General features: G+C 53.9%; 12 protein-coding genes. 4 read left to right on the top strand and 8 right to left on the bottom strand.

The window, feature by feature from the left end:
- Position 1: 1 nt before the first annotated feature.
- The 8 genes from RY831_RS14710 to RY831_RS14675 form a co-directional block, all read right to left on the bottom strand.
- Positions 2-1,654: a GspE/PulE family protein gene (locus tag RY831_RS14710; protein WP_326507119.1), complete on the bottom strand. Its 1,653-nt coding sequence runs from the start codon at positions 1,652-1,654 to the stop codon at positions 2-4.
- A gap of 69 nt (positions 1,655-1,723) precedes the next feature.
- Positions 1,724-2,563, bottom strand: a complete 840-nt coding sequence (locus RY831_RS14705; RefSeq protein WP_326507118.1) for a hypothetical protein — start codon at positions 2,561-2,563, stop codon at positions 1,724-1,726.
- Positions 2,560-4,146, bottom strand: a complete 1,587-nt coding sequence (locus tag RY831_RS14700; RefSeq protein ID WP_326507117.1) for a type II secretion system protein GspD — start codon at positions 4,144-4,146, stop codon at positions 2,560-2,562. The genes RY831_RS14705 and RY831_RS14700 overlap by 4 nt, the downstream gene beginning before the upstream one ends.
- A 328-nt stretch (positions 4,147-4,474) precedes the next feature.
- Positions 4,475-4,885 (bottom strand): hypothetical protein, encoded by a 411-nt coding sequence (locus RY831_RS14695; protein WP_326507116.1) that lies wholly within the window; start codon positions 4,883-4,885, stop codon positions 4,475-4,477.
- A 91-nt stretch (positions 4,886-4,976) separates the two neighbouring features.
- Positions 4,977-5,360, bottom strand: a complete 384-nt coding sequence (locus tag RY831_RS14690) for a hypothetical protein (protein WP_326507115.1) — start codon at positions 5,358-5,360, stop codon at positions 4,977-4,979.
- A gap of 767 nt (positions 5,361-6,127) precedes the next feature.
- Complete coding sequence (locus tag RY831_RS14685; protein WP_326507114.1) at positions 6,128-6,436, bottom strand: hypothetical protein; 309 nt, start codon at positions 6,434-6,436, stop codon at positions 6,128-6,130.
- 12 nt (positions 6,437-6,448) lie between these two features.
- The gene (locus RY831_RS14680; protein WP_326507113.1) at positions 6,449-8,188 is read right to left on the bottom strand and encodes a UvrD-helicase domain-containing protein; all 1,740 of its coding nucleotides are present in this window, start codon (positions 8,186-8,188) and stop codon (positions 6,449-6,451) included.
- A 1,358-nt stretch (positions 8,189-9,546) separates the two neighbouring features.
- A complete protein-coding gene (locus RY831_RS14675) occupies positions 9,547-10,134 on the bottom strand; it encodes a hypothetical protein (protein ID WP_326507112.1) in 588 nt (195 codons plus the stop codon).
- A gap of 377 nt (positions 10,135-10,511) precedes the next feature.
- Here RY831_RS14675 and RY831_RS14670 point away from each other — a divergent pair, with 377 nt between their 5' ends.
- From RY831_RS14670 to RY831_RS14655, 4 genes are all read left to right on the top strand, one after another.
- Positions 10,512-11,531: a ParM/StbA family protein gene (locus tag RY831_RS14670; RefSeq protein ID WP_326507111.1), complete on the top strand. Its 1,020-nt coding sequence runs from the start codon at positions 10,512-10,514 to the stop codon at positions 11,529-11,531.
- On the top strand, positions 11,524-12,093 hold the full coding sequence (locus RY831_RS14665; protein ID WP_326507110.1) for a hypothetical protein: 570 nt from the start codon (positions 11,524-11,526) through the stop codon (positions 12,091-12,093). Before RY831_RS14670 ends, RY831_RS14665 begins: the two co-directional genes overlap by 8 nt.
- Complete coding sequence (locus tag RY831_RS14660; RefSeq protein ID WP_326507109.1) at positions 12,090-12,512, top strand: RDD family protein; 423 nt, start codon at positions 12,090-12,092, stop codon at positions 12,510-12,512. Before RY831_RS14665 ends, RY831_RS14660 begins: the two co-directional genes overlap by 4 nt.
- A gap of 287 nt (positions 12,513-12,799) precedes the next feature.
- Positions 12,800-13,765, top strand: a complete 966-nt coding sequence (locus RY831_RS14655; RefSeq protein WP_326507108.1) for a YqaJ viral recombinase family nuclease — start codon at positions 12,800-12,802, stop codon at positions 13,763-13,765.
- The last annotated feature ends 68 nt before the right edge of the window (positions 13,766-13,833 follow it).

Here is a 13,833-nt window from a genome sequence, read left to right as displayed (position 1 = left end):
GTCAACGCTCCGCCTTTACTTCCTGAATGACGGTTTCTCCGTCCATGACGTGACATTCCAGCAGCCGTGCCATCACTTCTTGGCGGGTGATATGGGTGACGCCATTCAGCTCATACACCTCTCCGAAGCGATGTGCACCGTCGGCAACCAGCCTGCCGATCGCTGAGCGCAGAGAGCTTTCTTTCGGAATAATTACAGTCTCGTGCAATGCAATGCGTCCACGATAGCCGGTATGGTTACATGCCGGGCACTCTCCTCTTTCCTTAAAGACTTTCCTGCCATGGAAACGAAATCCATATTCCGCACTCAACCTCGGCGCTGATACGCTCTCATGCTCCGTCGCACATGCACATAGGCGTCTGGCCAGACGCTGGTTGACGACGACGCGGAGCTGATTCGCGAGATCGAACAAGGCCTCGTCTCGGGTAGGTCCGCTACAAAGCTGCAGGACGCGCTCCACCGTTTCTGAGACGGAGCCGGCGTGCAAGGTGGAGATGACCAGATGACCCGTCTTTGCAAATCGCAGCGCCACCTCCAAGGTATCCTTATCGCGAATCTCACCGATGATGATGACGTCTGGATCCTGTCGGAGCAACGATCGCTCGAAGTCAACAAAGCTCTCCTTGAGAAGTGCATTGCGTTGAATCTGGGCACCGAAGGGGAGTTCATATTCCACCGGATCTTCGATCGTCATGAGATTGATCTCGTCCCGCTTGAAGAGCTTTGCCAAAGCATTCAGCGTTGTTGATTTTCCGCCTCCAGTGGGTCCGGAAATCAGAACCAACCCGCCAACCTTTCCGGTCACATTAGCTAAGTCTTTGAAAAGCTCATTCATCCTGAGCTGGAATGGGAAGAGCGCTTGGAGATCAACGACGCTATCCATATTGAGGACGCGTATGGCCAAACGCTCGCCACCGACGATCGGCTGCGATCCAACCCGGAACTCCATCCGATTCCCGCCTTCGTCGAGGAACAACTTGCCATCCTGCGGCGTACGAGAGTCCGAAATGTCCATGCCGGCCTCGTTCTTTATCCTCGCAAAGATTGCACCCATGATGCGTTCGGGTACCAAGTGCGTTGGCCGCAATTTGCCGTCGATCCGGAAGTTCACCCACGCTCCCGGGTCCGGAAGTTTCAGCATATGTACGTCAGATGCGCGTTGCGCGACGGCTTCGAAGAGAATTGCGTCGACGGCCTGCTTCAGCAGGAGTCCGTTGATTTCTTCATTTTTCAGGCGCAAAAGTGTGGATTCGAATGAATGCTTGTCATGCATTACCGAATTGAGCAGGCGTGCAATATCGGGCAGGTCAGTCGGGATGACCTTCAACTCAGTTGCCGGTACTTCGCTGGCATCAAGAATCGCCAAGCGAGCGGCCGGCGCCAGTGAACGCGCTGCTTTGACATGCAGGGTGACGCCTTCCACCCTCAAGGGGAAGACATCGTGTAGGCGACAAACGTTATACGGCAGAAGCAGCTGGAACATGCCAGTGGTACCACCTCCAGCCACTCGGCTCACAGCAAACGAAACCTGCTCCTTGCTGGCAAACTTGTTGCGGACGAGTAATTCGCCAATGAAAACGTGACGACCAGCTTCTGCTGATGCTCTCTGTTGCCGAAGCGTAAGCTCCAGCTGCTGAGGCGTGATGGCGCCCATGCGGACGAGCACCTCGCCCGTTCGATTCCGTTTGACCCCAGCTTGGATGTGAGTATCGCTCGTCATAGACTATTGGCCGTAATTTGACTGGCTTGGCGATTGCGTCCCCATATCCGGAGAATTGCCGTTTGGACCATTGCCCTGAGTGCTGGCCCCTGCCGATGCGTTGCTTTTCACCTGAACGGTAAGTCGGCGGGTATAGTTCGCATCAGGCTTTTCAAGTTTCGCCCTGTCGGGCATAACATGGGCCGAACCAGATCCCGAGGCGTCCACCGAACCTTTGAAGAGCAACACTGGCAAGGCGGGTTTCTTCCCGGCCGCCGCTTTGTCCTGCACCAGATACAAAGCCACCTCGTGAGGCGTCACCCTTGGCAGGATCACTAAGCCATCGCCTACGATCTGGATAGGCTGCGAATCTGTAACATGCATCACTTCCGGCCGGGCGACCGAAGCTTGCGGAATCAGTTGACCGTTTGCCCCCACGGCTTGAGCGCCAACTTGGCCGGCGGCGGAGCCAGAAGCAGTGACCTTGCGCAGCACAGCATCTCGCCCAATGATTGCAGTGACGGAGAATCCCGTGAAGCGATCCGAAACATCACGCGTTGGCGTCCGTGCCTCGATGCCGCGCTCCCGCTCGAATGTAGGGTACTGCGCTGTTTGGCGAGATACCGGCACGCCAGACGCAATTGGCGTGCTGAGCGAGGGTACGCCAGCCTTATGCGAATCCTGACTACTGAGCGGTTGAACAGATTTCGGACGGATCAACGGATTTGCTATGCCAATCTGCTGTGCCTTTACGTTGACAGCAGAGAAAGCAGCGAGAAGAACCGCGGAAAGCACTACCGGCTTTGCGGCACGTGCAATTGCGGGCGAACGAAAGTAGGCTGACCGAGCTACCATATGTTTCATTCTTTGCAAGACGTTGTCACGCACAGGGCCGTATTGCGAAGAGTCGCGAGTGGGGTATGTAACGTGTGCCTGGCAAGATAATCGGTAAAAGCGGAATTACCAGCCTGGCGAAATGGCGGCGTCTTACCCACGATTTGATCGGGCGTCTGCAATTGCTGGGCTTTACCGACGACTTCAGCAGCGGGTTGCTTGACGCCGGCAGCGCTTTCAGCACTCTTGAAGTTAATGACCTTGGTCTTCAGCGTAATGACCAGCTCGCTACGAACCAATTCTTTGCTTGTTCCCGTACCGGTGATCCCGCGTGAGCCTTCCTCATTGACCCGATCAATCGTAATGCCGCCTAGAACGAACATATCACCAGGCCGCTGCCGGACAATCGAGTTCAATTCGCGAGTGGCCGTAGTTGGCAGGGTAAAATCGGTTCCGAGTGCCCTGACCGCCTTTTCTCTTATCAACTCGGAGATATCCAGCGCCAGCCGCGTGTAGACGGTGTTATCGCTGTAATCGCCATAGAGAGCAAAGTTGACACCGGTGCGTATATCGCGTGTTTCCGTTGTGGTCTGGTTGAGCGATGTCGAGAAATTCGTGCCGACCTTTGAGAGGATAGTGCTTACCTGTCCAACGCTGAGTGAGCCTTTTGATCCGGACATCACGGCCAGACGGGGCCTTGACAGTGCCTTCACGGTGCCTTGAGTCTCAAGAAAGTCAATCAACATATCCACGGTAAAACGCGATCCGGACAGGATCATGCCCATACCGGTTGCCGTGCTGGTCAGGTTGGCGGTCTTGCCCCGTATTGTGGAGACAGCACCAGATCCGCCTTCACTAACCGTCACCGGACGACTGGACCAATCCAGCGCATTCCACCGAATCCCAGTGTTTGCGTTGTCTCGCAAATCGACCTGGAAAATGTTGAAGTCATAAACGATGAGCGATCTCGTATCCCGGATCTTCTTGAGATATCCCTCAATCTTTTGGAGACCCTTTTTGTTTGCTGTAAGGACTAACGACCGGCTCAAGCGATCGATATAGGTATCTTTCGCGCCAAGGAAGGCCAGCGTGTTCGTGAGGGTCGCCGCATAGTCGTCGTCCAGGGCGGGCGGCAACTCAATCACAAATTGCTGTTCGGGATAGATATAGAGTGTGTTTCTTCTGACCGAGTAGAAGAAGCCAAGCGACTCGGACAGATCATCGAGTACCTGTTTGAGGCTTCCGCGCAGATTGGCAACCGTCACGGCGCCGAACCGGTTACTCCCTGTGATGCCGCCCTCAATCGAGACTGATAGCCCGGCTGAACGGGCGAGACTCGTAATGGCGTCGTAGATCCCGGCTTCCGATACCGTCAGCGATGGCACAGTAAATGCAGGGACTTCACCACTTTCGGCGACAGGCCTCAGCATAAAGATGTCTTCGCGGTTGAAGCCAGCATCAATATCCAACGTCGGTTCACTGGAGGGCTCGACAGCGAGCGCAGCTGCATCCAACTCCTTTGGCATCTGTACAGCCGCGCGCGGAAACGCGCAGCCGGAGAGGACCGTCGCGAGAAGCGCGCAAATAACTGTCTTTTTCAGAGGAGTATGCATTTGAGCAGATACCGACCTAGCTTTATTGAACGTGGGAACTATACATCACACATCTTTATAACGCAACAGTATCGCTTGTACGCTTATATGTATTCTTTACGGCCCTACGAATTTTCTCTGGCCTAGCTTGCTTGATCCAGAATGGCGGTCAGCGCAAATAGTGGGTTCTTCATCCACCAGGTGGTAATCGGAGACAAATGCTTTCGAAGGGGACCGTGCGTATCGGCTCGGCCGGCAGTGGTCGTTGCGTCGGTGCAGCGACTATGTGCAGTAAAGCAGAATGAGACAACTCAAGTAGGACCTAGTCGCCTCGGCAGATAGTCAAGCGCTAAATGAGCTTGACCCACGCAGTTTTGGGCAGAAGATCGCTATCGCCGCTGAGGGGGCGCCAGTTTGGGGAACGGTACTTCCGTGCTACGGCATCCCACTCGAACTCAATCAAATCCCATGTATCAGCTACACAGGCCCCGATGGGCTGTAAAGCATCGAACTGGAAGCTGCTCGGGTAATGTTCTATCCACGTAACTACTTCGGGATCGGATACCCAACCGTTTTCGATCAGACCACGAAGAACGTCGGTGGCCACCATATCAGCTGCGTTCGTGATGCTCGTTCCCTGATTGCAGGGCAATTCGTGCAGGACCACAATCAGTCTCTGGACGTAAAGAAAGACCTCTACGCCGTAGACATTCTGATGGCGTCCGAAGCGTTCGGGCAAGAGCATGGTGTGATACTTCATGGGACCTGAGCTGGTGGCTACGATTTCAGAATCGTGGACTTAATTGACGACTAGCCGGGACTGGACCCCGCGCAACATCTGCGGCTGACAGTTATACACCGTACAGCGCGCTTCGCGCTTCCCCGATGGCGGAATATGCATCCTCACGGGTGACATGAAGGTCGCCGGATTGATTTGCGTATGTGTAGAGCGCCTCGTATACCAAGGCAGGTAGTCGACTACGATAAGCCCTTACACGATTTCCATACTCCCAAGACCAGGCTTCATAAATACTGCTGTTCCACTGATGGAGTTGAGCGACTTCTACCAGTCTACGCACCGACACCATCCGTCCGTCGATGATCGCGAGCACCCTGCTGGCTGAACTCAGAAGATCTTCCTCGCTCGTGGGTAGGACACAAGCTCGCACGAACTGGCCCAGTTGGGACACATACACATTCCAGTCAATCTCAAAATTTTCATGAACGTGCATCATGGCAGCTTCGAGCCGTCGTACTTTACGTCATCGCGGGGATAGATGAGGCCTAACGCAAAGGCAAAAATTACACACATGACTGGACCAAGGAACCCAAGGTACCCGCCAAAGTTTGTGGGATTGTCAGTCATGGCCATTGTATAAGTCATATCTGCAGTGACATATAGACCGGCCGCCAGACAGAGAAGCAACGTCGTTCGTAACATAAATTGCGAGCTCCTGGGCAAGATGGAATGGTGAACGGCACTTCAGCGTTACATCAAACTTCCGGCCGCATAATTCTCGCAGTATATATTACGATTCTTTCATAGTACATAATGGCGTAACCCGAGCGACGCTACGGTCACCACATTGCATGATGGTTTTAACTTCGGAAAGTGGATTGTGCAATCCAGGCAGGGCGGGGTTCGTCAACCCGAACACGGGGCTTGTGGCTTGCCCCCGGTAGTCGGCGCTACCGGCAGGGGCATGCTACGTCCTGGACCGGGTTGGCGCCAGGCGAAACGAAGGAGCAGCTTACATATCCTCGCGAGTGTCGTTACTTATAAAGATCGTCATGGATTGAGTTCGGGCCATGCGGTCTGCCCCGCTCTTCTAGCCATTCCTTTGCGTAGTTCCGGTGTTTATATCCGTCTTCTGAAGACTTGGTACCAGTTGCCTTCTCCTTATGACCTTTCTTCCTGAAACGGCCTATCAATACGCACAGTCCATACGTTCCAAACACAAATGCAGCAGCTCCAAGGGGATATAGCAGGTCCAGCATAATTTCACCTCGATTTAGTTTTTCTTTGTTCGGCCTGTGTCACTACAAGCCCGGCCGCGACTAGCTCTTTGATGCGACCGAAGACTCGGCGCGCTACAAGCCTCGACGCACCGATGCCTTCGAAACTGGCTTCCTCGCGATCGGATTCGATTTCCATAGCCCATGTCTTCAGGGTTATATCCGCAGCTACGTCTCCTCCGCTGACCATGCTGAATATTTCGTAAAGGTCCGGATCAATGGAAACCGACGTCCGCTTCTTACGGCCGTCGACCTGTTTTGTGTAATACACCCGCCTGAAGTCGTCTCTCGCCATTTTCGTGATCCCTTACATTGCCATTTCCGGAGAACGGTAGCCCTGTGCCTTCAACTTTGCCTGCACCAATCCATCAGCGACAAAGTACAGCGAGGAGAGATCACCATTGCTGATCATGCGCACGACCTCGGCAGCTACGGTTTCCTCGGACAAGTCCATTCTTTCTCCCATTGCCTGGCAAGACAGCGGACCGATGCGAAGAATCATCTTGCCGATCTTCTCTGCAAGTGACAGACCGACCGCGTGCGATGAGGCTGCGCTCGCTGTCTGGGTCGCCACCTTCTCATTTTTGCCAGTCTTCGAAGATGCACCAATGGGGTCCACGTCGCCTGCCCTGACAGCTGCAGCGAAGTCATTGAATTGCGTGTTGAGTTCTATCGCACGCTGCGCACGTGTCATGGCCACATAAAGCAGATTAACTTCCTGCTGAAACTTCTCGAAGTCCCCGATATTGAGTTTTCCGGTACCGTCGACCAGATCGTCAAAATCGTCATTCAGTACAACTTGGCGGAATTGCAATCCCTTTGACCGGTGAGCCGTCGTAAGAATGACGTCGGCATCCTCAAGCTTCTCGCAGGCCGCAGCTTTAACCTGCGCTATGAGTGCCGGCAAGTCGGACTTGAACTCTCTGGCTACAGAAATCAGCGACAGGATTTCCTTTTCGTCTGTCTCCCGCGCATAAGCTTCCAGGGCCTCGCAGTCAGCAAATTCCCGATAGAAAGCATCCTTCACCCTCGACTTTTCGCCATTCCACATGTGAAACACGTCTTCGAGTTTTCCCAAAGGATAGCTCTCGACCCCACCGACGAAATGGACTTTCTTTTCACCCAGCAACCTGACAGCGTGACCGAAAACCTTTGCATTTGTGCGGCAGATGACAGTATAGGGCTGGGAGCGGTCCACCTTGTTCGGTAAAGCATCCATCTGGCCAAGCCCAATCACAGCCCGACTCTCACCTTTCAGGAAGCGAAGCAAGAGCGTTGCAGGCTCGGCCACCGCGGCGCCGAAGCGCATGGACTGGGTCAGGTAATGGGACTCAGCATTTTTGAGCATCTCCATCGCATTTACGCATCCGCGGAAAGCATAAATGGACTGGTGCTTGTCGCCCACGATGACTTTGCCGCAGGACTGACGAAAGACGATATCCATAGTGACGGGGTTCGTATCCTGAGCTTCGTCGAGCAAAATCACATCATATCGGTTTGACAATACCGGCTTAGACAACTGGAATAGTTTCAGATAGCCGTCGTGTGTCATTGGCATAGTGCTCTTCGCATCAACCATATCATTCCAGAGGTACTGCGCACCTTTGGCTATATGGGACCTAGATGCGGCGGGCACCTCCTGAGGCACATGAGAGTCCCTGATGGCCAAGTCCGCAGAATACATAAACGCCTCAACGGTCTTGACCAGGTAATGCGCCGTCAACACGGTAACGCCCTTTTCCTTGTAAGAATTGGCGACGACGTTCGGACGGAGTTGCGCCAATTTGTGTTTGTACTGCTTTCCTACAGCGGTGAAGGCAAGTGAGTGCATCGTCCGGCATTCAACATTTCTTGGAAAGCTAGCCGCCGCCTCGTCTGCAGTCACCTTATTGAACGCCACATACAGCATAGAGGACATCGGGCGAGCAACGGCGTATGCGCGAAGCGTCGTTGTTTTGCCAGAGCCAGCAAAGGCGTTGATCACAAGATTCAATGCATTGCTATCTCTCGGACCTGCCTGCTCAGTAGTCAATTCAATCTGATTCATATTCTCACTCCCGTGTGCCGAACCTAGTGCGCCCGAATGCATAACGATTTATGCATATAGTACCGCATCGATCCGATACTGGCAACATAAATATTTATGCGTGTTATGAATTCCTAGTATCCCGTGCATTGACTTGCCCACATAACGATTTATGCGTCCTTGCGCGCCTTAGGAAAGGGTTTTCATAAACATTTATGCGGCGACAACCGCGATTGGCGGTGCCCGCCCCTGTCGTGATTCCATCGACAGACGCAGATCGCGTACCGCAATGGCGCCCTTCGCACGATGGTTGAGAGCGTCGGCCAGCCCCGAAACACGGGAAAGCGCTCCTTGCAGCCTAACTAACCCCGAGCTCTTGCGGTCGACAGTCGGGCATTCAGTGACCACAAGCCTGGCCGAACCCTACTGCAAAAGCGAGACAAACCGACCTATCAGAAAGAAGCCTCAATGCAGACCCGACGCCAAGGGCTCACTCACGCCACCACCCGACAAGCTGCCAGGACGACCAGCCATCCAGCCTCTGCAGCCCGATGCCCTACCCTTGCCTCTGCCGGCCTCAATGCTTCTGCTACCCGTACATGCAACCTTGCGCTCTGCCGCCACATTCCCACCAGGCCCCTGCCGCAGTACTCGTACCGCCTTTTCCTTCCGCCTTCCGCTGTATATGCACTACCGTCGCATTCCTCAAGGCTCCCCAGACGTGAAGCTTCTGCTACTGGTTAGATCTACCTCGCGCAGGGAGAAGACCTGGAGCCCAACCATACTCAGAACTTTTGCCGCCGGAAGAATTACCAAACCCATGGCGGGAAACAAGTTGAACGCGAGGCGAGAGTGACTCTGCCACAGGGAGAAGCAACCAAGGCCATGACCTCAAGGCGGGTCAAACCTAATGTCTCTGCGACAGGTACAAACGACCAGCCGCGGTCTGGTGGCTCCAGACCCCATGGACTCTGCCACTGGTCTTCCGGCCGGGGTCGAAGATGAGCAGACCCGCCCCTGTGTGCAGCCCAACAAAGCCGGGTTGTTCCGCTGGCAAAGGCAACGCGCCCTCCCGTTCCCGCGCAAGAAGACGAAGAGGACCAAGTAAGGCAAGGAAAGCCATTGTGCCCCGCCAACGCCGAGCGAACCCATCACCAAGGTCCGGTCAAAGTGACTCGCCAAGAAGAGGCAGGACCGGACCCGGCCATTCTTGTCGGTCCAGCACAAGACAGGCCAGATGCTATGTCGAGCCAGGGGAGAGAGATAGCTCACAGGCAGAACAGGGGCCGCTCTGCTACGGGTAGGCCGGTCAGGCATCGGGGAGAAGCGCCGGGCCGACCAGGGGGAAAAGATCTTTGGGACGGGTCAGATTGACCGGGCTATTCGTCTGCCTGCATTTCCTCTGCTGGTTCAGATTGCGCCGACAGTTTCCTGCCCTTGCTAACCCAAGTAGTTGGATCCAAGCCGTAGGTTTTGAACACGTCACCGACCAACCATTCGATCTCGCCGAAGCTGCTCTCATTCGCCTCACCCAAGTTTTCGGTCGTCAACTTAAACTTGTTGATTGATTCGATAGCTCTACCCCGAATGTTCAGCAACCACTGAACCTGGATCAACAACCCTCTCATCCAATCCGCATTCTCATTGAACGCCCCTGTCTTCCTTGCCCTTCGCGGCAGATTGGCTAACGGCAGCTCCTTATAGCGATACCTCACCTCCGGGCCTTTCAACCGCGTCCACACGACAGGCATTGGCCGGACTCTCCCTCTCTTATCTTTGGCCCATTCAATGCGGATTTTTCCGGACAAGGGAGGCTGAGCTATGTTCAAAATGTAGTCCATCTGAAGCAGCAGGGTATCGATTCGCTGCAGCAAATCGGCCGTATTTTGCAGTGCTGAAAAGAGAGTTTCATCAAGCGCGCGCTGCACTTCGACGTAGAGTTGATTCTTACCGATCTTTTTGTTCATTCAACAGGTTTTCAAAAACGATCTTGGGGGGGGTGCCCATGCAATACTGTTAAGGGCATCTCGGGGGGGGTTGCCCATGCAATATGCGTTTGTGCTGACCGTAATAATACCGCGTCCATCCGTTTACTTGTTGTGAATCTTTCCGTACACTTATCAGCGAATGAAACAGAAACAGAAACAGAATCGGTTTCCTAAACTGTTTCTGTTTCTGTTTCTGTTTCTGTTTCTGTTTCTGAAGCCAATCCGCGGCCGTCATCCGGTTGTTTGCAAGATTCGGACACCGCAACTTTCAGTACGACAGAAGGAATAACAGATGGCCGCGCGGTCATCCGCTCATCACTTGCAGTCTCAATACACCTTAATTTTGAGAGGACGATATGAATCAACGGACGGTAATCGGTTTGGACATTGGTCGCAGCGCAGTCAAGGCAGTTGCATACGCCGAGGGAAAGAAGTATCCGTTGAGCTTCGCATCAGCCGTGTCATTGGCAATTCCTATTACGCTTGAACAAGCGGCAGTTGCCGCAGAACTGGAAACAGTCACTGTGAACGGAAAAGACTATTTCACAGGAGAGACAGCACGCCTCCAGGGCGGAGCGACGATGTCTGCAGGGCTCTCGGATGACTGGATCAGGGGTGACGAGTACAAAGCCCTCGTTATGTCGGCCATGAAGCGACTAGGCGTACTGTGCGTACCCGGACTTGCTGATCCATACGTTGTAGTGGGTACGCCGGCAGCACTCTTCGCTCACCAACGAGAGGAACTCGAGAAGGTCACCCAGTCGATCGTCAAAGGCGAAGTTAAGGCGCTGAGCCAGCCACTTGGCGCCTATCTTTCGTTTCTTCTCGATGCTGACGGCCTTCCGCTCAAGGACAATATCCGCAGCGCCAACGGGCGCACGAAGTCTTGGGCCGTCATTGATGTCGGCCATTTCACAACGGATTTCCTCCTGATGCGGGAAAACACGTACATCGAGAGCAAGGCGGCCAGTTGCGAAGGAATGAATGTGGCAACAGACCACCTCATGAAGACTCTGACTGGAAAGGGATACAAGGTTTCTCTTTTGGATTGTGAACAAGCGCTGCAGACTAGAACCATCTTCCACTTTGGAGAGAAAGATATCAGTGCAGAGGTGGAAGCCGCCCTTAGCCATGTGGCCGCGAGAATCACCGCAAAGGCGACCGCGCTCTTAGCTAGTGATGCCGCTTCCTTGGACGGTATTCTGTTGGCTGGAGGAGGCGCCATGATTATGAAGGACAGACTGCATGCGGACTGGCAGAACGTCAAAATGGTAGAAAGGCCACGAATGGCAGTGGCAGAAGGTTATTGCCGCTACGGGAAGAGCGTACAGTTGAAGCGTTCGATGGCCGAATCAAAGGAACCGGCCCATGTCTAGTCTCATGAAGGTGTTTGATCCGAACACGACCAGACGCCCTGTATCAGTGGTCTACACTGAAGAGGCTTGCCCGGGGTTACTTGAGTTCTTTAGCTCCCTCCCCTATCGGACTGAATCAACCCTTATCCGTACGGTTATTTATGATTGGTTCGTAAGCCACAAGGAATCGGGCACCCTCGACGCGGCGGTTTCTGAAATACTGGGCCAAGGACCGAGTCCAGTAAAACGTATTGCAAAACGGGCTGTACCTAAGGCGGTACAGCCGACAAAGCGTAGCCTTCGGCCGGCGCCAACTGCACCTGCTGCATCCGGAAACCAACTCGGTGAGCACCAGCATGACGGTTCGATGGATGGAACAGAGAGGAGTGAGCACAGTCTCCACTCGGCAAGCAATCCTAACGCCCCTATGCACTCCGAGATGGCAAATACCGGTGCTGTCGGGCAGCCCGATTTGGAAACTAAGCATAATCCAAGCGCTGCCAATCGGTCCCTCGATACCGGCCAGTCACAGAATCGCTCGGAGATCCTGGCGAGCTTGTCGTTCCTGGATAACCTGCCATGAGTAGGTCGGAGAATATGCCAGTTGAGTCGTATGCTGGCTTTTGGCCGAGACTTGGAGCAGCAACCCTAGATATGATCCTTGTCTTTGGAATTGCGACAGTTTCCTTTTTTTGTACCACGGTCCTGTTTGGTGAATTTGGGGTGATCCTTGGCTTGGTGATCTATATCCTTGGCGCTTGGCTATACTTTGCCGCAATGGAGTCATCTCCCATGCAGGCAACGTTAGGTAAGAAGGCATTCGGAATTGCGGTCATCGGTGATCAGGGTGCAAGAATCTCCTTCAACCGTGCATCTCTGCGATTCGGTGCGAAAGTCGGATGCTGCTTTATCTTCGGAATCGGGTTTATTCTGGCGGCCTTCTCGAAACAGAAGAGAGCACTTCATGACAGAGTGGCAAATACCTATACGATTCGGCTGTAACGTTTACATGGACCGCATAGGATGGCAGAAGCTGCTCCATGACTGACAACAATGCCCGCCCAACTGGCGGGCTTTTTTCTTTCTGACTCGGCTCAGTATTCGAGGTTGAATGCAGAGTCCGTGATCTGTGCCGCCAGTCGATGTTCGTCACTCGACTAAGACATCTTGTCCGGATAGTAAGTGCGAAGCGTCAAGGTCTTTTCATTTCGCCTGTTTTTCATTGCTGTAGGTCAGGCTTTCGCTCGCTTGGCGCCTTCACCGGCACAACCAATCAGGAGAAACACACAATGGCTATGAAAATCATTTCCGGGCCCGCAGCCGTACAGGGGTCACAGGAATGGCTGGAATGGCGACTTCAGGGCATCGGTTCCTCAGATGCTCCGGTTATCATGGGGGTCTCCCCTCTTTCCACGCCTTACGCACTCTATCTGCAGAAACGCAGGCTCATGTCGCCACCGCCGGACAACCCGGCAATGGCACGTGGGCGGAAGCTAGAACCCATCGCTCGCGCATGCTATGAAAAGGAGACTGGTAACATTATGGTTCCTCTCATCGCAGAATGTACAACGCACCCGTTCATGCGGGCGTCATACGACGGCGTTGCCCCCACGTTCGATCTGGTACTCGAAGTCAAATGTCCAGGCGAAAAAGCTCATCAGATGGCATTGGCCGGCATAGTCCCTCCCTTTTACATGGATCAGGTACAACAACAGATCCACGTTGCAGGAATCGATCTGGCACACTATTACTCTTTCGATGGCCAGCACGGTAAGCTTCTCGAAGTTCGCCGTGACCAGGCCAAGATTGACCGACTGCTCGAGACTGCTGCCCTCTTCTGGGAAAAGGTCTGTAATGGTCGATGGGAAACCGACGAGTGGGCTACGGCCGCTGCATTCTGGTTGAAAGCCAACCAGGCACTAGAGGTAGCCAAGGCACAAGAAGAAGCTGCGCGAGCGAATCTTGTAGCCTGCTTAGATCCGGGCGAACCAAGAAAGGATGGCGCAGGCGTCTCCGTAGTGCGCGTTACCCGCAAGGGAGCGGTCGACTATGATGCATTGCTTGCCGCCAAAGGCCAACAGATGACTGAAGCGGAAATTGAATCGTTTCGGAAAAAGGGATCTGAAGTCATTCGGGTAACAGCAACGCAACAGGAAGACATCAGCCCTGCACTGTTCCAGCTCGCAAAACCGCCCATTCACATGCCTGCAGCATCCCCAACGGTCTTCGATGCGAATTTCGTGCTAACTATGTAGTTTGGTGCCCTTGACTTCGGTCAAGGGCATTTTTACGAACTCAACTTCGGCCGGGCGCCGGCTTCAGA

Source organism: Noviherbaspirillum album, assembly GCF_035916955.1.
GTDB lineage: Bacteria > Pseudomonadota > Gammaproteobacteria > Burkholderiales > Burkholderiaceae_D > Noviherbaspirillum > Noviherbaspirillum album.
This window is presented reverse-complemented; position numbering and strand designations above follow the sequence as displayed.

Excerpts from the sequence above, each read along its gene's own strand:
- RY831_RS14690 (WP_326507115.1), bottom strand. The coding sequence starts at position 5,360 with ATGATGCACGTTCATGAAAATTTTGAGATTGACTGGAATGTGTATGTG.
- RY831_RS14705 (WP_326507118.1), bottom strand. The coding sequence starts at position 2,563 with ATGAAACATATGGTAGCTCGGTCAGCCTACTTTCGTTCGCCCGCAATT.
- RY831_RS14660 (WP_326507109.1), top strand. The coding sequence starts at position 12,090 with ATGAGTAGGTCGGAGAATATGCCAGTTGAGTCGTATGCTGGCTTTTGG.
- RY831_RS14685 (WP_326507114.1), bottom strand. The coding sequence starts at position 6,436 with ATGGCGAGAGACGACTTCAGGCGGGTGTATTACACAAAACAGGTCGAC.
- RY831_RS14695 (WP_326507116.1), bottom strand. The coding sequence starts at position 4,885 with ATGAAGTATCACACCATGCTCTTGCCCGAACGCTTCGGACGCCATCAG.
- RY831_RS14655 (WP_326507108.1), top strand. The coding sequence starts at position 12,800 with ATGGCTATGAAAATCATTTCCGGGCCCGCAGCCGTACAGGGGTCACAG.
- RY831_RS14680 (WP_326507113.1), bottom strand. The coding sequence starts at position 8,188 with ATGAATCAGATTGAATTGACTACTGAGCAGGCAGGTCCGAGAGATAGC.
- RY831_RS14710 (WP_326507119.1), bottom strand. The coding sequence starts at position 1,654 with ATGGGCGCCATCACGCCTCAGCAGCTGGAGCTTACGCTTCGGCAACAG.
- RY831_RS14675 (WP_326507112.1), bottom strand. The coding sequence starts at position 10,134 with ATGAACAAAAAGATCGGTAAGAATCAACTCTACGTCGAAGTGCAGCGC.
- RY831_RS14665 (WP_326507110.1), top strand. The coding sequence starts at position 11,524 with ATGTCTAGTCTCATGAAGGTGTTTGATCCGAACACGACCAGACGCCCT.
- RY831_RS14700 (WP_326507117.1), bottom strand. The coding sequence starts at position 4,146 with ATGCATACTCCTCTGAAAAAGACAGTTATTTGCGCGCTTCTCGCGACG.
- RY831_RS14670 (WP_326507111.1), top strand. The coding sequence starts at position 10,512 with ATGAATCAACGGACGGTAATCGGTTTGGACATTGGTCGCAGCGCAGTC.